The 19,687-nt window shown below is 67.9% G+C and carries 12 protein-coding genes and 1 riboswitch; of the genes, 8 read left to right on the top strand and 4 right to left on the bottom strand.

Annotation, left to right across the window (positions count from 1 at the left end; all coding sequences use genetic code 11):
• Positions 1-133 precede the first annotated feature (133 nt).
• The 5 genes from AB4Y92_RS03250 (at position 134) to AB4Y92_RS03230 (ending at position 10,669) form a co-directional block, all read left to right on the top strand.
• Positions 134-2,746 carry a TonB-dependent receptor gene (locus AB4Y92_RS03250; protein ID WP_441818346.1) on the top strand — a complete coding sequence of 871 codons (2,613 nt, stop codon included), beginning with the start codon at positions 134-136 and terminating at the stop codon, positions 2,744-2,746.
• Positions 2,747-3,111: 365 nt separating this feature from the next.
• A complete protein-coding gene (locus tag AB4Y92_RS03245) occupies positions 3,112-5,481 on the top strand; it encodes a family 20 glycosylhydrolase (protein ID WP_441818345.1) in 2,370 nt (789 codons plus the stop codon).
• A gap of 221 nt (positions 5,482-5,702) precedes the next feature.
• Positions 5,703-6,341 (top strand): tetratricopeptide repeat protein, encoded by a 639-nt coding sequence (locus AB4Y92_RS03240; RefSeq protein WP_441818344.1) that lies wholly within the window; start codon positions 5,703-5,705, stop codon positions 6,339-6,341.
• Between the two features lie 281 nt (positions 6,342-6,622).
• On the top strand, positions 6,623-7,804 hold the full coding sequence (locus AB4Y92_RS03235; RefSeq protein ID WP_441818343.1) for an EAL domain-containing response regulator: 1,182 nt from the start codon (positions 6,623-6,625) through the stop codon (positions 7,802-7,804).
• A gap of 6 nt (positions 7,805-7,810) precedes the next feature.
• Complete coding sequence (locus AB4Y92_RS03230) at positions 7,811-10,669, top strand: ATP-binding protein (protein ID WP_441818342.1); 2,859 nt, start codon at positions 7,811-7,813, stop codon at positions 10,667-10,669.
• Positions 10,670-10,882: 213 nt separating this feature from the next.
• Here the strand turns inward: AB4Y92_RS03230 and AB4Y92_RS03225 are convergent, their stop codons facing one another.
• The 4 genes from AB4Y92_RS03225 to AB4Y92_RS03210 all read right to left on the bottom strand — a co-directional run bounded on the left by AB4Y92_RS03225 (position 10,883) and on the right by AB4Y92_RS03210 (position 15,499).
• On the bottom strand, positions 10,883-11,545 hold the full coding sequence (locus AB4Y92_RS03225) for an ankyrin repeat domain-containing protein (RefSeq protein WP_441818341.1): 663 nt from the start codon (positions 11,543-11,545) through the stop codon (positions 10,883-10,885).
• 301 nt (positions 11,546-11,846) lie between these two features.
• Complete coding sequence (locus AB4Y92_RS03220) at positions 11,847-13,325, bottom strand: hypothetical protein (protein WP_441818340.1); 1,479 nt, start codon at positions 13,323-13,325, stop codon at positions 11,847-11,849.
• Positions 13,326-13,738: 413 nt separating this feature from the next.
• The gene (locus AB4Y92_RS03215) at positions 13,739-14,398 is read right to left on the bottom strand and encodes an ankyrin repeat domain-containing protein (RefSeq protein WP_441818339.1); all 660 of its coding nucleotides are present in this window, start codon (positions 14,396-14,398) and stop codon (positions 13,739-13,741) included.
• A 120-nt stretch (positions 14,399-14,518) separates the two neighbouring features.
• Positions 14,519-15,499: a hypothetical protein gene (locus tag AB4Y92_RS03210; RefSeq protein WP_441818338.1), complete on the bottom strand. Its 981-nt coding sequence runs from the start codon at positions 15,497-15,499 to the stop codon at positions 14,519-14,521.
• 171 nt (positions 15,500-15,670) lie between these two features.
• On the opposite strand from AB4Y92_RS03210, the gene ggt reads away from it, so the two are divergent.
• The 3 genes from ggt (at position 15,671) to AB4Y92_RS03195 (ending at position 19,543) form a co-directional block, all read left to right on the top strand.
• Positions 15,671-17,419, top strand: a complete 1,749-nt coding sequence (gene ggt / locus AB4Y92_RS03205) for a gamma-glutamyltransferase (RefSeq protein WP_441818337.1) — start codon at positions 15,671-15,673, stop codon at positions 17,417-17,419.
• A 578-nt stretch (positions 17,420-17,997) separates the two neighbouring features.
• A riboswitch (S-adenosyl-L-homocysteine riboswitch) is annotated at positions 17,998-18,077 on the top strand.
• A gap of 75 nt (positions 18,078-18,152) precedes the next feature.
• Entirely contained in the window at positions 18,153-19,073 is a 921-nt protein-coding gene (locus AB4Y92_RS03200; protein ID WP_441818336.1) for an ATP-grasp domain-containing protein, read from the top strand.
• 116 nt (positions 19,074-19,189) lie between these two features.
• Entirely contained in the window at positions 19,190-19,543 is a 354-nt protein-coding gene (locus AB4Y92_RS03195; protein ID WP_215057791.1) for a gamma-glutamylcyclotransferase family protein, read from the top strand.
• Positions 19,544-19,687 lie beyond the last annotated feature (144 nt).

Below are 19,687 nucleotides of genomic sequence, written 5' to 3'. Positions count from 1 at the left end.
GCGGCCGGGCGGTCACCCGCCACCGCATCGCGCAAGGCATCGAATCAAAAACGTTTCGCAACGAAAACAGGACTTCGCGACGAACCGGTCCCCGGACGATCGCAGAGCCATCACCGCCCGAGGGAGGAACAAAATGAAAGCGCGCAAGACCATCTTGTCAGCCAGCATCGTCGCAGCTCTATGCATGGGTCCCGGCCTGGCGATCGCTCAAGACGCCCAGCCGGCCGCAACGCAGGCCACCGACCTCGACACCGTCGTCGTCACCGGCATCCGCGCCAGCCTGGAAAAGTCGCTCGACACCAAGCGGGCCAACGTGACCGTGTCGGAGGCGATCACCGCCGAGGACATCGGCAAGTTCGCCAACACCAACGTCGCCGAAGCGATGTCGCAGATTCCCGGCGTCTCGCTCGATCGCCGTTTCGGCCAGGGCGAACGCGTCAGCATCGACGGCACCGACCCCAGCCTCAACCTGACCTTCCTCGACAACCATCCGGTCGCGCAATCGATCTGGCTGTACGGCGAGCAGCCCAACCGCGGCTTCGACTACACCCTGCTCGCGCCGGAAATCCTCGGCCGCCTGGAAGTGATCAAGTCCTCCGAAGCGCGCATCACCGAAGGCAGCCTGGGCGGCACCGTGCTCATGCACACCCGCCAGCCGCTGGACATGGATGCCAACTCCATCGCCGGTTCCCTGAGCTTCAACAAGAACGATCAGGGCGGCGACACCCGGCCCAGCGGTTCGATCGTCTACAGCTGGAAGAACAGCGACAGCAACTTCGGCTTCAACATCGCCGCGCAGCATTTCGAAGAAGACGTCGATCGCCAGGGCACGGAAGTGTTCGGCTACGTCAAGGCCAGCGCGTTCCCGAACCAGACGGGCGCGGCGGCCAACATCGACGTGCCGAACTTCATCAACGCCGCCTGGTTCCAGCAGAGCCGCAAGCGCGACAGCCTCAACGTCAACCTGCAGTTCAAGCCCAGCGACGAACTGGAGTTCGGCCTGAGCGGGCTGTACATCAAGGAAAGTTTCGACAACTACAACCAGTCGGTCTACAACTTCCTGACCCAGCGCCCGGCCGCGGTCGATCGCCTCACCACCTCCGGCGGCGTCGCCACCGGCGGCCACAGCAACGCCAATCCGGTGTTCTACGACAACAACGTGCGCGCGTCCGAGCCGGTCACCAAGGGCGTGGACCTGCACGGCAAGTATCAGACCGATACCTGGGGCGTGTCCGCCCAGCTCGGCGCGAGCAAGTCCGACAACACCCTGGAACAGTGGTTCATCGAACCGGTCTTCATGGGCGGCTACAGCTGGGACGCCAAGCGCGGCCTGAGCTTCGACAACCCGGCCGCGGCGCAGAACCCGGCCAACTGGGCCGGCGACGGCTTCATGGGCAACTACGGTGTGATCGACACCGAGACCAAGGACAACTACGCCCAGGTGGACTTCAACGTCCGCTTCGACAGCGTGTTCAACAACCTGCAGTTCGGCGTGCGTCGCGGCAAGCACGAAGAAGACTACGTGCAGAACGTGTACGTGGGCCTGCCGGTCGCCGATCTGAACACCGTCGGCACCATCGGCCCGACCAGCCTGCGCGATCTCAACAACGGCTCGGGCCGCCACGTCCAGGTCGGCCGCCAGAACGTCATCGACTACGTCAACCAGTACCGCGGCATCCTGCGTCCGGACGCCGGCAGCTTCCTCAACAACACCTTCAACGTCGAGCAGACCAACACCGCCGGTTACGCGCAGTTGGATTTCTCTTCGGGCGGATGGCGCGGCAACTTCGGCGTGCGTTACGTCGAATCCAAGACCGACGCGGTGGCCTTCGAGCCCGGCGGCGCGCCGAGCCTGGACAACCTCGCGTCCAAGCAGCGCCACACCTCGAAGAAGCAAGACTTCACCCTGCCGTCGTTGAACGTGGTCTACGACACCGGCGCGGACGTGCTGTTCCGCTTCGGCGCGGCCAAGGTGGTGGCGTGGGCGCCGTACAACCAGCTCACGCACAACACCTTCCTCAACGATTCGACTTTCACCGGCTCCGGCGGTAATTCGGACCTTGACCCGTACGAATCGACCAACTTCAACCTGTCGGCCGAGTGGTACTTCGCCCCGCAGGCGGTGTTGGCGGCGTCGGTGTTCTACAAGGACATCGACAATTACATCTCCAGCGACGCGGCGACCGAGCGTCAGTTCAACTCCAACGCCCAGACCACGCCGGCGCGTTACCAGAGCCAGATCGTCGGCACCAACGGCTGCACCACCGACGGCTTCTGCGACTACAGCATCATCCGTCCGAAGAACGCCGGCAAGGGCAAGGTCAAGGGCTTCAACCTGAGCTATCAGCAGCCCTTCGGCGACACCGGCTTCGGCCTGACCGCGAACTACACCTACGCCGACGGCGAAGGCTCCGGCGGCACCAAGCTGCCGTACCAGTCGCGCGACAGCGTCGCGATCAGCCCGTACTACGAGCACGGCCCGTTCGCGGCGCGCCTGTCGTACAACTGGCGCAGCGATTACCTGGCCGGCGGTTACGTCGCCGGCGCGCCGCCGGCCAGCGTCAACGATTACGCCGAACTCGGCGCGAGCGTGAGCTGGACCTTCGACGAACGCCTGACCGTGTCGCTGGAAGGCATGAACCTGCTCGACGAAGAGTATCTGCAGTACCTGGGCCGCGAAGAACTGGTGGCGCAGCGTTTCCACACCGGCCGCCGCTTCATGGCCTCGTTCCGCTTCAAGTTCTGATCGGTACGTCCTGCGATCGATGCAATACCGCGCGCGCCGGCCATCGGGCCGGCGCGTGTCGGGGGCGAGGCGAAAGCGTTCGCGCAGTCGTTTAGCCGGTCACATCCGAAGCCCGGTACTCGCGTGCCGGGCTTCGGCGCTTTGAAGACGCCTGATTCCTGATTCGTTGTCGCGGAATCTTTTGTGAGAGGGGCTTCAGCCCCGATGCTCTTCTTTCTGATCACCGCGTCGGAACGAAAGGCATCGGGGCTAAAGCCCCTCCCACAAAAGACCTCGCACACTTTTCTTCGCACGCCTCAAACAGCGCCGATCGAACACCGCTTTCCGATCTGTTCGCACGACGCCTTCCACGGAGCCAGTCCACGATGAAGACGCGCACGACCCGCCACCTGTTCGCCGCCGCCACCCTCGCCGCCGCGTTGGCCGCCTGCACCAGCGCCACGCCGCGCAGCGACAGCGCCGCGACCGGCGACCAAGCGGCCGCGCCCGCCGATTCGAACGCCGCGCATCCCAGCGCGATCATTCCCCGCCCGCTGCAGATCGTCGCCGGCCGCGGCAGCTTCGTCTTCGATGCGAATACGCCGATCCGCATCAAGCCCGGACAGCCCGGCGAGCGCCGCGTCGCGGACTACTTCGCCCAGCGCGTGCAGGCCCTGCGCGGCTTCGCTCCGGCCGTCACCGAAGCGCCCGGCGGCCGCGGCGCGGTCTGGCTCAACATCGATCCGAACCTGACCATCGGCGATGAAGCCTATGAGCTCGACGTCCAGGCCGACACTGTGCGCCTGAGCGCGCGCACCGAAGCCGGGCTGTTCTACGGCGCGGTCAGTCTGTGGCAGCTGGCCACCGCCGACGGCGGACAAGGCGCCACGCGCATCGCCGCGCAGCGCATCAACGACGCGCCGGCGTTCGTCTGGCGCGGGCTGATGCTGGATGTCGCGCGCCACTTCCGCAGCGTCGATGAAGTCAAATCGGTGCTCGACCAGATGGCGCTGCACAAACTCAATACCTTCCACTGGCATCTCACCGACGACCAGGGCTGGCGCATCGAGATCAAGCAATACCCGCGCCTGACCGAAGTCGGCGGCTGCCGCGTCCTGGCCGGCGCCAACGGCCGCGGCGCCGACGGCAAGCCGCAGCAGTACTGCGGTTACTACACGCAAGAGCAGATCCGCGACGTGGTCGCCTACGCCGCCGCGCGCCACATCACCGTGGTGCCGGAAATCGAAATGCCCGGGCATGCGCAGGCGGCGATCGCCGCCTATCCCAAGCTCGGCGTGAACGACGTGGTGCGCAAGGCGCCGCGGGTGTCGCCGGACTGGGGCGTGCACACGTATCTGTTCGGTGTGGACGATTCGACTTTCACTTTCCTTGAGAACGTGCTCGACGAAGTCGCCGGGCTGTTTCCGTCGAAGTACATCCACATCGGCGGCGACGAGGCGGCCAAGGATCAGTGGATCGCCTCCAAGCAGGTGCAGGCGAAGATCAAGTCGCTGGGCCTGAAGAACGAGATGGCGCTGCAGAGCTGGTTCGTCGGCCGCATCGGCAAGCATCTGCAGGAACACGACCGGATCTTGCTGGGCTGGGACGAAATCCTCGAAGGCGGCAAGCTGCCGGCGAGCGCGACGGTGATGTCCTGGCGCGGCGACGCCGGCGCGCTGGAAGCGGCGCGCGAAGGTCACGACGTGGTCGTCGCGCCCGATCGCAAGCTGTATCTGGATTACGTGCAGAGCGATCGCGACGACGAGCCCAGCGGCCGCTTCCCGGTCAGCACGCTGCGCGCGTTCTACGACTTCCAGATGATTCCGCCGGGGCTCGATGCGCAGCAGGCCAAGCGCGTGATCGGCGGACAGGGCAATTTGTGGGTCGAACATAGGCGCACCTTCGATCTGGTCCAAAAGGCGCTGTACCCGCGCCTGGACGCGTTGTCGGAAGTGGTCTGGTCGCCGGCGTCGAGCCGCGACTGGAACGATTTCCAGCACCGCCTGGCGCCGCAGTTCGCGCGCTATCGGGCGCAGGGCGTGCAGGCCAGCGACGTCGCCTACGCGGTCGACTTCAAGGCCGACAACGCGCAGCTGACGCTGTCCAACCAGGCCGGGTTCGGCGAAATCCGCTACCGCACCGACGGCGCCGCGCCGGACGCCAACTCGCCGCTGTATTCGCAGCCGCTGCCGGCGACGCCGCCGCTGGACCTGATCGCGACCACCTTCCTGGACGGCCGCGCGCTGTCGGCGCCGCGCCGGTTCAGCGCCAAGGACCTGTCCGACCTCAGCGCCCGCAGCAGCGCCGCGCTCAAGCCCTGCCGCGAAGGCTACAACCTGCGCCTGGAGGACGACGCCGCGCGCGACGGCGGCCGCGACGGCGCGCGCGCCGCGCTCACGGTCAACCTGATCGACCCGTGTTGGATCTACCCGGCAGTGCAGCTCGACGGCGTGGCCCGCATCCAGGCCACGGTCGGGCAGGTGCCGTACAACTTCCAGCTGTGGCACGACACCAGCAAGATCGTGACCCGCAAGGCCACCCTCGGCGGCTCGCTGGAAGTGCGCCTGGACGACTGCAAAAGCGCGCCGATCGCGCGCCTGCCGCTGGCCGCGGCGCGCAAGTCCGACGGCCTGACCACCCTGGAAGCCGAACTGCCCAAGCTGGAAGGCCGCCACGACCTGTGCTTCGTGTTCGCCAGCGGCGGCCACGATCCGCTGTGGGCGCTGGACCGGGTGGTGCTCAAGCCGGCTGAATAGTCCGCGCGGCGCGGCGATTTTGCATGGGACGGCCCGGCACCGGGCCGCCCCGGCACGGCCACTGGGCCCGCGGCGGGCGCCGTGAACTGCGTCGCCATTCGCCGCTGCGAGCACGCCGGGTCAGTCCTGCGCCAGCATTGGGTAAAGAAATTATGTGCGCGGATTCATAGATCGTGCATATCAGCGGTTAGCATGTAGCCGCCCAAGGGGGACCCACGTACATGCCTATCCGCAATCTGCTGTTGGCCGCGGCACTCGCCACGGCTCTCGCGTCCGGCGCCGCCGGCGCGCAAAACCTGCCCAAGCCTAACGAATTCTATTTCGATGCCGACGCCCAGACCGTCAAACCGGTGATCGCCGTGCGCGAAACCGGCGAAGCGGCGATGGAGCGCCTGGCCAAGATTCTCGAACGCAAGGCCCACGCGCCCAACGAAGCCGCCCAGCTGGGGCATCTGGCGATGGAAGCCGGACGCAACGAACTCGGCCGCCAGCTCTACGCACGCGCCCTGCGCGAAGTGGACAGCGGCAGCACCTACTGGCGTTCGATCACCTGGAACTACGCCTGGGATCTGTACCGCTCCGGCGCCGGCGAGGAAGCCTTCAAGCAGTGGACGACCCTGCACAACGCGCGCACGGTCAACGCTTCGTGGATGCCGCCGACCTACGCCGTCGCCTTGTGGACGCTGGGCCGCAAGGACGAAGCGGTGCAGTGGTACGCCGCCGCGGTGCGCAGCGAGCCGGACCAGTGGCGCGACACTTCGGCCTACGCCAGCCTGCTGCCGGACTGGCGCGTGGCCGATCGCGCCACCCTGGCCGAAGTGCAGAAGGCGTGGGCGGCCAATCCGCCGGCCTGGCCCTGAGCCGGCGCTGACAGCGCGCGATGCGCGGGCGTCGGCGAAGCCCGTTTCCCGCCTCGGCTTGGAACACGCGCGGGCGTCGATGCGACGCCCGATGCGCAACCGCTACAAGGTTCACACCGCGCCCGCGGCGCGATCGGTAACGTCGATGGCGACCGTTCGTCGCCGCCGTTCCCGTTGACTCAGGGACGCGGCTAAAGTCGGCCGTCCAAGACCGTGCGCGCGCTGCGTAGCGCCGGTCTGTCGTTGCATGCGCGGTCGGGGAGCGGATGTCCATATCGGCATTGAGTGTCCTGGTAGTCGAAGATCACGGCTTCCAGCGCCGCATGGCCCTGCGCCTGCTCGCCGAACTGGGCATCGACCGCCTGCTGGAAGCCGCCGACGGCGCCTCGGCCTTGCGCCTGCTGCAAGCGCAGGCGCAGCCGCCGGACGTGGTGATGGTCGATCTGGACATGCCCGGCATGGACGGGATCGAATTCATCGACCATCTGGCGCGCGAACAACTGGCGCGCTCGATCCTAGTGGTCAGCGCGCTGGACGCCGCCCTGCTCCACACCGTGCAGACGATGGCCCGCGCCTGCGGTCTGCGCGTGCTCGACGCGGTGCCCAAACCGCTGACGAAAGCCAAACTGTTCGACGCCCTATCCTCCCTGGGCCAGACCAAGGCCAGCGTGGAAGAAACCCCGCCGGGCGAAATCGCCCCCGCCGAACTGCGCCGCGCCCTGACCAACGGCGACATCGTCCCCTGGTTCCAACCCCAGGTCGAACTGAGCAACGGCCGGGTCATCGGCGTGGAAGCGCTGGCGCGCTGGTGCCACCGCGACGGCCGGGTGATCCTGCCGCAGTACTTCATGCCGGTGCTGGAAGGCGAAGGCCTGCTCGACGAACTCACCGAACGCATGCTCGCCCGGGCCTGCCGCTGGAAGCGCGAATGGGACCGCGACGGCCTGCGCCTGAAACTGTCGGTCAACGTCTCGGCCTCGACCCTGGACGACGCCGGCGCCGCCGACCGTTATCAGCGCATCGTCCGCGAGGCCGGCGTGGACGCGGGCGAAGTGGTGCTGGAACTGACCGAAAGCTCGCTGATGGCCGACGCCGCGCGCGGGCTGGGCGTGCTGGCGCGCTTGCGGCTCAAGGGCTTCGGCCTGTCGATCGACGACTTCGGCACCGGCTGGTCGTCGCTGTCGCAACTCTCGCAGGTGCCGTTCACCGAATTGAAGATCGATCAGGAGTTCGTCGCCGGCGCCTGTCAGCAGCCGCGCAAGCGCGCGGTGGTCGAGGCCAGCCTGGACCTGGCGCGCAAGCTCGGCCTGGACGCGGTGGCCGAGGGCGTGGAAACCATCGAGGACTGGCAGATGCTGGCCGAGCTGGGTTGCGCGATCGCGCAGGGGCGGCTGATCGGCGACGCGGTGCCCGGCGAGGAATTGCCGGCCATGCTCGGTCGCTGGCGCCGGCCCGAGTACTGAGGCGCCATGTTCGCCTGGCTGGACCGCTACAGCATCCGCCGCCAGCTCTGGGGCTTGTTCGCCCTGTTCCTGCTCGCCGGGACCAGCGTGCTGCTGCTCGACGAGTTCGAGCAGTACCGCGCGCGCCGCACCCTGCAGACCTTGCAGGACGACGCCCTGCTCGGCCTGCGCCTGATCAAGACCGTGTCCGACGCCTACGGCCTGGACGTGGTCGATACCACCTTCCGCGTGCGCAACGATCTGGTCGGCTGGGACGAGGGCCTGGAGCGGGTCGATAACGCGCGCCGCCGCATCGATCAGGCCTGGCTGCGCCTGCAATCGCTGCCGCACACACCGCAGGAAAGCGAGCAACTGCACGCCGCCGCGCAGGCGCGCCGCACCGCCGACGCCGCCGCGCTGGAACTGCGCGGCATCCTGCACCGGCGCGACATCAAGGCGCTGGGGCAATTCGCCGATCACCGCCTGTATCCGGCGATCGATCCGCTGACCCAGCGCATGCAGATGCTGTCGGACCTGGAACTGGTCCAGGCCGACAAGGTGGTGCGCGCCGACATCGTGCGCAGCGAGCGGGTCAGCATGCTGCGCATCGCGGTGTCGCTGCTGGCGCTGGCGATCGCCGCGCTGGTCGGCCGGCGCGTGCTGCGCAACGCCTCTCGCGGCATCGACAAACTCACCTGGCTGGCGCGACGCATGCGCGAGCACGACTACACCGCCGAACCCGGCGAACTGCCGCCGGGCGAGTTGGGCGTGGTGATGCAGGCCTTCATCGACATGCGCCGCGACGTGCTGGGCTTCGAGACCGAGCTCACCGGCCAGCTGATCCGCAACGAACGCACCCGCGCCGAACTGGAACGCCGCGAACGCTTCCAGGCCTCGCTGCTGGATTCGGCGCAGACCGCGATCCTGGCGGTCGACGCCGAGGGCCGCTTCAGCCTGGTCAATCCCTTCGCCGAACGCCTGCTGGGCATCCGCGAATCGGAGTTGATCGGGCGCGAGCATCTGCATCGCATCTTCGAAGCGCGCGCCTTGCAGACGCTGGCGAGCGAGCTGAGCGAGCAACTGGGCCGCCCGGTCGCCGCCGACTGGACCGCGCTGCGCGAACTCGCCCGCGCCCAGGCCGAGCCGCGCGAAACCCGGCTGCGTCATCGCAACGGCACCTGGGTGCCGGCGCTGGTCGCGGTCTCGGCCACCGGCGACAGCGAGGACGAAGCACCGGGCCTGCTGGTGGTCGCCGCCGACCTGAGCGCGCTCAAGCGCCTGGAGCGCGCGCTGCGCGCCAGCGAAGCGCGCGCGCAGGACGCCAGCCGCGCCAAGTCCTCGTTCCTGGCGGCGATGAGCCACGAGATCCGCACGCCGATGATCGGCGTGACCGGGATGATCGAAGTGCTGTCGCATTCGCGCCTGGATCCCGAGCAACGCCGCGCGCTGGAAGTGATCCAGCAGTCCTCGCAATCGCTGCTGCGGATCATCGGCGACATCCTGGATTTTTCGAAGATCGAAGCCGGACGGCTGGAGCTGTCGCCGGAACCTGCCGACCTGTCGGCGCTGCTGCGCACCACGGTCGCCGGTTTTCTCGGCGCGGCGGCCAGCCGCGGCGTGCAGATGAGCTGCCACATCGACGCGGCGATCGCGCCGGCGCACTACGCCGACGCGCTGCGGCTGCGGCAGATCCTCGGCAATTTCCTTTCCAACGCGGTGAAGTTCACCGAGCGCGGCATGATCCAGGCGGCGCTGGAATACGAAGGCCCGGCCGAAGCCGACGAAGCCGGTCGGGCGCGCGATCGCCTCTGCCTGCGCGTCACCGACACCGGCATCGGCGTCAGCGCCGAACAGCAGCGGCATTTGTTCGAGCCGTTCCAGCAGGCCGAAAGCGACACCACGCGCCGTTACGGCGGCACCGGCCTGGGGCTGGCGATCTGCCGGCGCCTGGCCACGCTGATGGACGGCGAGATCAGCATGGACAGCGAACCGGGCGTCGGCACCACGATGCGCCTGCGCGTGGCGCTGCCGCGCGCGGCCGCCGACGCGCTGGCCGCGGCCGACGCGGCGGCGCCGGCCAGCGAAACCTTGATTCCGCGCGCGCTGCCGGACCTGGCGACGGCCGAGCGCGAGCGCAGCCTGATTCTGTTGATCGACGATCATCCGACCAATCGGCTGGTGATCGCGCGCCAACTCGCCCTGGCCGGTTACGCCTGCGAAGCGGTCGACGGCGGCGAAGAAGGCCTGCAGCGCTGGCGCAGCGGCCGGTACGCGCTGGTGCTGTCGGACGTGCACATGCCCGGGCTGGACGGCTACGGGTTAGCGCGGGCGATCCGCGCGGAGGAAGCGCACTCCAGCGAGGCGGCGCGCACGCCGATCGTCGCGCTCACCGCTTCGGCGTTGAAGGGCGAGGCCGAGGCCTGCCTGGCCGCGGGCATGGACGATTGTCTGGTCAAACCGGTCGCGGTCGCGCGCCTGGCCGCGACTCTGCGCCGCTGGTTGCCGCATACCGCCGCTGTCGCCGACAGCGCGCCGTCGGCGCTGGACGAAGGCCACGATCGCGTCCGCGTGCTCGATGTCGGAGTGTTGCAGCATCTGCTCGACGATGTCGGCGGCGACGCGGCGCAGGTGCTGGCGGATTTCATCGGCGCCAGCGAGCAGGATCTGCATGGCCTGCAGACCGCGCGCAACGAGAGCGACCTGTCCGGAGTGCAGCGGCATGCGCACCGGATCAAGGGCGCAGCGCTGCTGGTCGGCGCGCAGGAACTGGCCGAAGCGGCGCAGGCGCTGGAACAGGCCGCGCAGGCGCAGGATTGGGGGCTGGTGCTGCCCTTGCTCAGCGATGTGGAGACGGCGCTGGAGCGGGTGCGGCGGGTGCCTCGGTAGTTGACGGGTGCGGGAAGAGCAAATCCCCCCTGCCCCCCTTTTTCAAAGGGGGGAACAGCAACAGCTCAGTGGGTCATGCACCATCGCGGATGGGGCATGCACAGTCGGATGAAGCCCACGACAATTCGCCCCCTTTGAAAAAGGGGGCTGGCGCCTGCGCGCCACCCCATGCCGAGACCCCCGCTGCGCCGGGGGATTTGCTCTTAAGCCAGACTACTTAGCCTGCGCATCCTCAATAGGAATCTGATGCTCGCGCAGCCAAGCGATCACCGCCTCGCGCTCCCCGCGAGTGCGCGAGTTGAGCGTCTTCTCCGGCGTCATGAACATGAAACGCTGGAAACTCGCACCCTGCACATTGCGCGCGTTCGGGCTGGCGCCGGCCTGCAGCAATTCCAGCGCGTGGCCGAATTCGTTGATCTTCGCCGCCTGATGCAAGGGCGTGTTGCCCATGCGATCGGCCGCATCGGGCTTGGCGCCGGCCTTGAGCAAGGCCTCGAAGTTCTGCGCGCGCTCGCCCATCAGCGCCGACACCAGCGGCGTCGCCTGGGTCACCGTGTTGGGCGTGTCGGCACTGGCGCCGTGTTCGAGCAGCAATCGCAGATAACGCGGGTCGTCGGCCATCGCCGCCAGATGCACCGCGGTCATGCCGTCGTCGGCGCCGACCGCCGGATCCGCGCCGGCGCTTAGCAAAGCCTGCATACCGGCCACGCTGTGCTTGTACAGCGCCCACTGCAGCGGCGTGACGCCCTTGGCGCCGCGGTCGTTGGCGTTGGCGCCGGCCGCGACCAGTTCGCGCACGCGCGCCGCGTTGCCGGCGGCGGCGGCTTCGGCCAGTTCCGCGCTGCGCACATCGGTGAAGACTTCGCTGGCTTGCATCGATCCTTTCCCCGGGCCCGCACACGCCGTGCAGACCTGCAGCATAAGCAAGACGGCGGCGGCCATCACCCGCGATCGCACGCGGCGCGGCATCAATCGAGCAAGGAACATGGCGCGAGGCCTCCGCTGTGGTGACCGTGGCCGGATCGTAGCGCACTGCCGCGGCGGGTAATGCGAAGCGCGCCGGGTTCGCGCCGCGCGCGGCGCGACCGGCGCGCGGGACGGGCGTCCTGGCGCGATGCGATCACAGGGGAGCGCCGGCGGCGACGCTTACGCATCGCCGCCGCGCGAACGGGCCGGATCAATCGAACGGATTGAGGAAGCTGCCGACGTCCTTGACCACATTGACGCCGCCTTCGACCACGTCGCCGGCGAAATCGAAGGTCGCCTCGGCCGCGGTGCCGACGCCGTCGATCACGGTTTCGGTCAGGCCGCCCAGGTCTTCGGCGCGATTGCCGAGCCATTCGCCGCCGTCCTCGACCCAACCGGCGACGGTTTCGCCGGTGCCTTTCAGGCCGACGTATTCGCCGACGTCGCGGATCAGTCCGCCGGTCAGCTCGCCGGCGCCCTGCAAGGTGTCGCCGGCCAGGTTGAACGCGCCGTGGGCGGAATCGCCGGCGAAGTTCAGCACGCCTTCGGTGAGATCGCCGGCCAGCTTGAAGGTGCCGTCGAAGTAACGGCCGTCGGCGTATTCGTTGTTGGCCACGTTCTTGACGTCGTCGACGAAGTTGGCCCCGTGCTGGTAGCCGTTCACCATCAGCTCGCCGAACTCGTTGCCGGCGTCGCCGACCAGGTCGAGCGCGGTTTCCGACACGTCCTCGGCGGCGCGATCGAGCAGGCTCAGTTCGTCGCCCTCGATGCTCGGAGTCGGCGTGGGGGTCTGGGTCTTCATCGCTTCGATCACCGTCGCGCAGCCGTGCGCGGTGAGCGGGTTGGCCCAGCCGCCGGGATGGGCGAGGTTGAGTTCGTAGCCGACCGCGTCGGGCATGCCGTTGATCAGTTCCACGCCCTGCTGCGCGCCGGTCAGCGGATCGCCATCGACGTTGTAGCGGCGGATCTGGCCGTTCTCGGCCTGGGAGCGGGCGTCGTGCGGGGTGAAGCCCAGATCGCGCAGGGTGTCGTTGCTCAGACCGGCGGCATTGAAGGTCACCGCGGTGTTGCCGGTGGCCAGCGCGGCGGTCGAGGCCAGGCCGCCGCCGAGCGAGTGGCCGGTGAACACGACGTTGTCGCCGAACGCGGCCTCGGCTTCCTTCGCCAGGGTCACGGCCTGGTTGTACTGCGGCGTGTTGATGCCGAAGCCCTGGCCGCCGTCGGCGATGAGGTCGCCGCCGGCGTCGTTGGTGCCGGCGAAGGCGACCACGTACTGGCCGTCGCCGTTGGTGTAGACCGCGGCGCGGAAGCCGGTGCCGGTGGTGTCCAACGAGGCCGGGTCGATGCCGGCGGGCTTGCCGTCGGCGCCCTTGAGGTTGATCAGCTGATCGGGGGTCAGCTTGGTCCAGCCGGCCGCGCCGGTGCGCGAGGGCTCGTAGACATCGCTGGACAGTTCGGCCAGGGCGGTATCGATTTCCTTCTGCGGCTGCTGGCCGCGCAACTGATCGCTGAAGGGCGTCTGCTGCGCCTGCGGCACCGGCACGTGCGGCGAATACGGCAGCTCGACCTTGGCTTCGACCGGCGGCAGCGGCACGGGCGCGGGCAGGGGCGGCGCCACTGGGAGCGGCTGCTGGTGCAGATACTGGTCGATCGCGAAACGCAACGGATTGGTGATATCGGTCCAGCTCATCGGTGCCGTCTCCTCAGTCTTGACGGCAGCGTATGGGGAGAGATTGTGCAGAAATAGCTGGTACGGGCCCGAGCTAGGGTTGGCCCTAGGGTTGGGAGGGGGCGGCTGTGCCCCGTGGGCAAGGCGCACCTCCCTACCGTCATTCCCGCGAAGGCGGGCTCCGCTTTCGCGGGAATGACTGACTGGTGGGATCGCGCTGAAGGCTCTGGATTCCCGCCTTCGCGGGAATGACGTTCTTGAGGATGACGCTGAAGGCTTTGGATTCCCGCCGTCGCGGGAATGACGGCCTTGAGGATGGCGCTAAGGCGCTGGATGTTCGGCTACGCCGAAGTAATGCAGAGCCCGCCTTCGTGGGAATGACAGATCGGAGATTCGCGGGAGCGACTCTGTCTGACAAGACGCCGCAACGCCCCTCAGCGCCCGCCCGTCTCCAACTCCACCTCATGCTCCTCCAACCATGCCACCACCGCAGCGCGCTCGCGCCGCGCCTGCGGGTTGAGCTTGTCGTCGGGCAGCTTGAACAAAAAGGCCTGGAAGCTGGCGCCCTGGCGGTTGCGCGCGCGCGGGTCGGCGCCGGCCTTGAGCAGGGACAGCACTTGCCCGGAGGCGTTGAGCTTGGCCGCCTGATGCAACGGCGTATTGCCCATGCGGTCGGCGCGGCCAGGGTCGGCGCCGGCCTTGAGCAAGGCGTCGAACTGGGCCTGATAACGCGGGCCGGCCGCGTCCGCCAACGGGGTTTCGCCGGTTTCGGCGTGGGCCGTGTTGGGGTCGGCGCGATGCGCCAGCAGCAGGTCGAGGTATTGCGGATCGTTGGCGATCGCCGCGCCGTGCACGGCGGTGCTGCCGCCCATGCCCGGCCACGACGGGTCGGCGCCGTTGTCGAGCAGGGCCTGCAGGCCGCTCGGGCTATGCGCCAGCATCGCGTACTGCAGCAGGTTCACCCCGCGGTCGCCGTGCGCATTGGGATCGGCGCCGGCCTGGACCAGGCTGCGCACGCGCGCGGCGTCGCCGTCGGCGGCGGCCTGCGCCAGTTCGGCGCTGCGCGGATCGGGAAAGGCCTGCTTGGCGTCCATCGCTTCTCCTCGGCAAGCCACGCCAGCCAGGGCCAGGCATATGATCGTCAACGGGGGAAGCGTGGCGGCGCGCATGCGGCGATTGTCACCACGCAGGCACGGCCTGCCAAGCCAAACGTGTCACTTCCACGGCTGCTGGGTCTGCATCGCCTCGATCAACGGGCCGATGGCGTGCAGCTCGCCCGGACGCTTGGCCTTGTCGGCCACGTACTCGGCGGTGCGCTTGGCCATCTCGATCGGATTCCAGGTGAAGTCGGGCGACTTCGGCGGATGCGGATCCTTCAAGGTGATCTCATGCCCGGGCGCATCGGGAATCTTGTTGAGCAGCGGCACGTCTTCCTGCGCCGCGGTCAGGATTTCGCCGCCGACGTTGTAGCGGCGGATCTGGCCGTTCTCGGCATCGCTCTTGACCGCGCCCGGGTCCAGGCCCAGCCCGCGCAAGGTGTCGTCGTGCACGCCGGCGGCGTTGAAGGTCACCGCGGTGGTGTCGGTGGCCAACGCCGCGGCCGCGGCCAGACCGCCGCCGAGCGAATGGCCGGTGATGACCATGTTCTCGCCGAAGGCTTGTTGTGCGTCGCGCGCCAGCTGCACGGCCTGGTCGTACTGCTTGGAATCCCAGCCGATGCCCTGGCGCGCGTTGTTGATCCAGTCCTGCAGATCGTTGGAACCGGCGTAGGCGACCACGTACTTGCCGTTGCCGTCGCTGTAGATGCCGGCGCGGAAGCCGGTATCGGAATTTTCCAGCGACTTGGGATCGATGCCGGCCTGGCTTAGCTGGGCATCGTCCAGGCGGGTCCAGTTGCCGACCTGCTTGGTGTCGGGGTTGTAGACCGCCTGCGACAGCTCGGCCATCTGCAGGTCGATCGGCTGCGAATCCTTGCCGCGCAGTTGCTGATCGAACGACAGCGGATCGGGCGCGGCGTTCGCCGCCGGCCCCGGCCGCGCGTTCACGCCCAGCAGTTGCGGGTGATAGCTGGCTTCCAGGGTGAACGGACCGGCCTCGGGCTGCAGCGGCGGCAGCGGCTGCGCCGCGGGCGGCAGCACCTCGGCCGGGTTCTGCCAGTTGGGTTGAAGCTGGGTCGGCTGCAGCTGGACGCTCATCTGGTGCTACTCCCCGGTCGCTTGATCGCAAACCTACGCGGCCGTACGCGCAGGCGACAACTGGGGCGGACCCGAGGAACGCGCATTCATGTTCGACCGACCTCGACCTTCGGCCTACGCGGGCGGGCGCATGCCTGCGCTATCGTCGGCGTTCATCTGGAGAGACCCGCAATGTCATCACCGAACACCGCACCGCGTCGCCGCACGGCGTTGCTCGCGCCGCTCGCGCTCGCCCTGGCCTGCGTCTTCGCCCTGCCCTCCACCGCCAGCGCCGCCGACCGCATCAGCGGCAAGCCCTTCGCCACCCGCAGCGAGGTCTACGCGCCGCACGCGATGGCCGCGACCTCGCATCCGCTGACCACGCAGATCGCGCTGGACGTGATGAAGGCCGGCGGCAGCGCGGTGGACGCGGCGATCGCCGCCAATGCCGCGCTCGGGCTGATGGAGCCCACCGGCAGCGGAGTCGGCGGCGATCTGTTCGCGATCGTGTGGGATCCGAAAACCAAAAAACTATACGGCTACAACGGCTCGGGCCGTTCGCCCAAGTCGCTGACCCTGGCCGAATTCCAGAAACGCGGCCTCAAGGAAATCCCGCCGACCGGGCCGCTGCCGGTGACCGTGCCCGGCGCGGTCGACGGCTGGTTCGCCCTACACGAACGCTTCGGCCGCAAGCCGATCGCCGAAGACCTGGCGCCGGCGATCCGCTACGCCCGCGAAGGCCATCCGGTGCACGAGGTAATCGCCTACTACTGGAACGCCTCGGTGCCCAAGTTGTCGAAGTGGCCCGGCTTCAAGGAGCAGTTCACCATCGACGGCCGCGCCCCGCGCGTGGGCGAGATGTGGAAGAACCCGAATCTGGCCAACACCCTGGAACAGATCGCCAAGGGCGGCCGCGACGCGTTCTACAAGGGCGACATCGCCCGCACCATCGATGCTTACTTCAAGGCCAACGGCGGGTTCCTGAGTTACGAGGATCTGGCTTCGCACCACGGCGAGTGGGTCGAGCCGGTCAGCAGCAATTACCGCGGCTACGACTTATGGGAACTGCCGCCCAACGGCCAGGGCATCGCCGCCCTGCAGATCCTCAATATTCTGGAAGCCTACGACCTGAAGTCGTACGGCTTCGGCAGCGTCGAACACGTGCACTTGTTCACCGAGGCCAAGAAGCTCGCCTTCGCCGACCGCGCGCGCTGGTACGCCGACCCGGCGTTCGAAAAATCCTCGCCGGTGGCCAAGCTGATCTCCAAGGACTACGCCGCGCAGCGGCGCAAGCTGATCTCGATGGACAAGGCCCTGCGCGAAGTGCAGCCGGCCACGCCCCAGCAGCTCGATCAGGGCGACACCATCTACATGACCGTGGCCGATGCCGACGGCATGATGGTGTCGCTGATCCAATCCAACTACCGCGGCATGGGCAGCGGCATGGCGGCGCCGGGGCTGGGTTTCATCTTCCAGGACCGCGGCGAGCAGTTCGTGCTCAAGGAAGGCCATCCCAATTCCTTCGCCCCGGGCAAGCGCCCGTTCCACACCATCATTCCCGCGTTCGTGACCAAGCAGGGTAAGCCGTGGCTGTCGTTCGGCGTGATGGGCGGTGCGATGCAGCCGCAGGGCCATGCGCAGATCCTGATGAACCTGATCGACTTCGGCATGAACCTGCAGGAAGCCGGCGACGCACCGCGCATCCAGCACGACGGCTCGACCGAACCGGCCGGGCAGGCGGAGGCGATGAGCGACGGCGGCGAGGTGGATCTGGAAACCGGATATCCGTACGAAACCATTCGCGAGCTGATGCGGCGCGGGCATAGCGTGCGCACGGCGCTGGGGCCTTATGGCGGGTATCAGGCGATCATGGTAAATCCCAACGGCGGGTATGTCGGGGCGAGTGAGTCGCGTAAGGATGGGCAGGCGGCTGGGTATTGATCGGAAAGGTTGAGGTGAATGCAGTGCGCTGACGGTTTGCATTGGCGCGATTCGTTTGGCTTCGGCTCGATGCCGTGGCTTCCCTCGTCCCAAGAGATGTCGCCCTTTCAAGAGCGAGTTCCCCCCTTTGAAAAAGGGGGGCCAGGGGGGATTCGCTTTTGCTCTTGCTCGTCATTCCCGCGAACGCGGGAATCCAGTGCCTTTCGTGCGAGAACGTTTGAAGTCGCTAGATTCCCGCGTTCGCGGGAATGACGGTCTGGAAGGACCACGTTGAAGTCTCTGGATTCCCGCCTTCGCGGGAATGACGGTCTGGAAAGATGCCGCTGAAGCCTCAGCACTCCCATCTCGCGCGAACGCCCGCTTCACCGCAACACACTCAAGCCCGCGCGCATCCAAACAGCGCCAAATTCTTGCACCCATCCAAACCCGCGCGCGAAGCTTTCGCCATTTCGCGCCGTCGCCGCGATCGCGCGCCGAATCGGGTTGACACATCGCGACCGCCTGTCGAACCATTGGTCCCGCATCGCCCGCAACGCGATGCATTCCACGCGCCGCCGGCCCTCGGCCGCGGCGCGATCCGGGCCGAGGGGTGCTGCGACGGAGTCCACACGCTCCGCCACGCTCGATCCGCGATGCCGAGCAAGGGCGCCCTCCCGATCAAGGAGGCGTTATGCCTGCGTCCAATGTTCCCACTCCCGGTTCCGTCTCTCCCACCGCCGTATCGGGCGACCCCATGCCGATCCCATCGCCGCACTTCGATCCACCGCTGTCCATCGCCTTGGTCACCTCGCAAGTCCATCCCGACATCGACGACGACGACCACGGCCTGGTCGCCGCGCTGCGCGCGCACGGCATCGAGTCCACCCCGCGCATGTGGAACGACCCGTCGGTGGACTGGTCCGCGTTCGATGCGCTGCTGGTGCGCAGCACCTGGGATTATTTCCAGCACTACACCGAGTTTCTCGGCTGGTACGCGCGCATCGCCGAGCTCGGCGCGGTCATCGTCAATCCGCTACCGCTGCTGATCTGGAACAGCGACAAGCGCTATCTGCTCGATCTGGCGAAACTCGACGTGCCGATCATCCCGACCACGCTGGCGCGCGGCGCCGAGCTGGAAACGGCGCTGGCGTCGATGAGCGGCGAGGTCGTGGTCAAGCCCAGCGTGAGCGGCGGCGCCTGGCATACCGTGCGCGGCCGCGTCGGCAGCGCCGAGTTCCAGCAAGCGCTCGCGAGCCTGCCGCGCGAGCTCGACTATCTGGTGCAGCCGTTCATGCCGCAGATCGTCGAGGAAGGCGAGTGGTCGCTGCTGTTCTTCGGCGGCGTCTACAGCCACGCCGTGCTCAAGAAGCCCGGCAGCGACGACTACCGCGTGCAGACCTATTTCGGCGGCACCGCCGATGTCACCGCGCCGAGCCCGCACATTCTCGCCTCGGCGCAGCGCGCACTGCAGGCGGTGGCTGAACTGGGCCATCGCGATCAAGCCTACGTGCGCGTGGACGGCGTCGTGGACGCAGGCGTGTTCCGGATCATGGAGCTGGAATTCATCGAGCCGTTCCTGCACTTGCGCGCGCATCCGCCGGCCGCGACCTTGTTCGCCGCGCAGTTGGCGCAGCGCTGGCAGACCTTGCGCAAGTCCGCGGCCGCCGAGGCCTGAGGCTGCAGCACCGCGTCATCGTCACGGCGTGCGCGCCGTGGCGATGACGCGATCGCCGATGCGGTCCGCGCCCGAGCCGCGTATCGTCGTATCGACTTCGCCGCAATGGAGCCCTCATGAGCGACAGCTTCGTCGTCCGCCTGTTTTCCTACGGCACCCTGCAATTGCCGTCGGTGCAGCAAGCCACCTTCGGCCGCGCCTTGCAGGGCGAGGCCGACGCCTTGGTCGGCTATCGCCGCACGATGGTCAAGATCGACGACCCGCAAGTGGTCGCGACCAGCGGCGAGGCCTACCACCCCATCGTCGAAGCCAGCGGCGACGCGAACGATCGCGTGGACGGCACGGTGTTCGCCATCAGCGCCGAAGAACTCGCCCGCGCCGACGATTACGAGGTGGACGACTACGAGCGCGTCGAAGCGGCGTTGGCGTCGGGCCGGCAGGCGTGGGTGTACGTGAAGCGCGTGCGCTGAGCCACGGCTCGAGCGGACTCATACCGAGCGCGTGGCGGAAATAATCGGCGCAGCCAGTTCCGTCGCAGTGGCGTCATGCACAGCCAGGAATGAAATCGGAACACGAAGCGCTCCTGGCCGTCCCTTGCAGGGCGGTGCGGCCGA

Source organism: Lysobacter sp. TAB13, from assembly GCF_052113885.1.
Taxonomy (GTDB): domain Bacteria; phylum Pseudomonadota; class Gammaproteobacteria; order Xanthomonadales; family Xanthomonadaceae; genus Lysobacter; species Lysobacter gummosus.
Note: the sequence above shows the minus strand (reverse complement) of the source record. Positions and strands in the feature narration are given on the sequence as shown.

Excerpts from the sequence above, each read along its gene's own strand:
- AB4Y92_RS03250 (WP_441818346.1), top strand. The coding sequence starts at position 134 with ATGAAAGCGCGCAAGACCATCTTGTCAGCCAGCATCGTCGCAGCTCTA.
- AB4Y92_RS03245 (WP_441818345.1), top strand. The coding sequence starts at position 3,112 with ATGAAGACGCGCACGACCCGCCACCTGTTCGCCGCCGCCACCCTCGCC.
- AB4Y92_RS03240 (WP_441818344.1), top strand. The coding sequence starts at position 5,703 with ATGCCTATCCGCAATCTGCTGTTGGCCGCGGCACTCGCCACGGCTCTC.
- AB4Y92_RS03230 (WP_441818342.1), top strand. The coding sequence starts at position 7,811 with ATGTTCGCCTGGCTGGACCGCTACAGCATCCGCCGCCAGCTCTGGGGC.
- AB4Y92_RS03225 (WP_441818341.1), bottom strand. The coding sequence starts at position 11,545 with ATGCAAGCCAGCGAAGTCTTCACCGATGTGCGCAGCGCGGAACTGGCC.
- AB4Y92_RS03220 (WP_441818340.1), bottom strand. The coding sequence starts at position 13,325 with ATGAGCTGGACCGATATCACCAATCCGTTGCGTTTCGCGATCGACCAG.
- AB4Y92_RS03215 (WP_441818339.1), bottom strand. The coding sequence starts at position 14,398 with ATGGACGCCAAGCAGGCCTTTCCCGATCCGCGCAGCGCCGAACTGGCG.
- AB4Y92_RS03210 (WP_441818338.1), bottom strand. The coding sequence starts at position 15,499 with ATGAGCGTCCAGCTGCAGCCGACCCAGCTTCAACCCAACTGGCAGAAC.
- ggt (WP_441818337.1), top strand. The coding sequence starts at position 15,671 with ATGTCATCACCGAACACCGCACCGCGTCGCCGCACGGCGTTGCTCGCG.
- AB4Y92_RS03200 (WP_441818336.1), top strand. The coding sequence starts at position 18,153 with ATGCCGATCCCATCGCCGCACTTCGATCCACCGCTGTCCATCGCCTTG.
- AB4Y92_RS03195 (WP_215057791.1), top strand. The coding sequence starts at position 19,190 with ATGAGCGACAGCTTCGTCGTCCGCCTGTTTTCCTACGGCACCCTGCAA.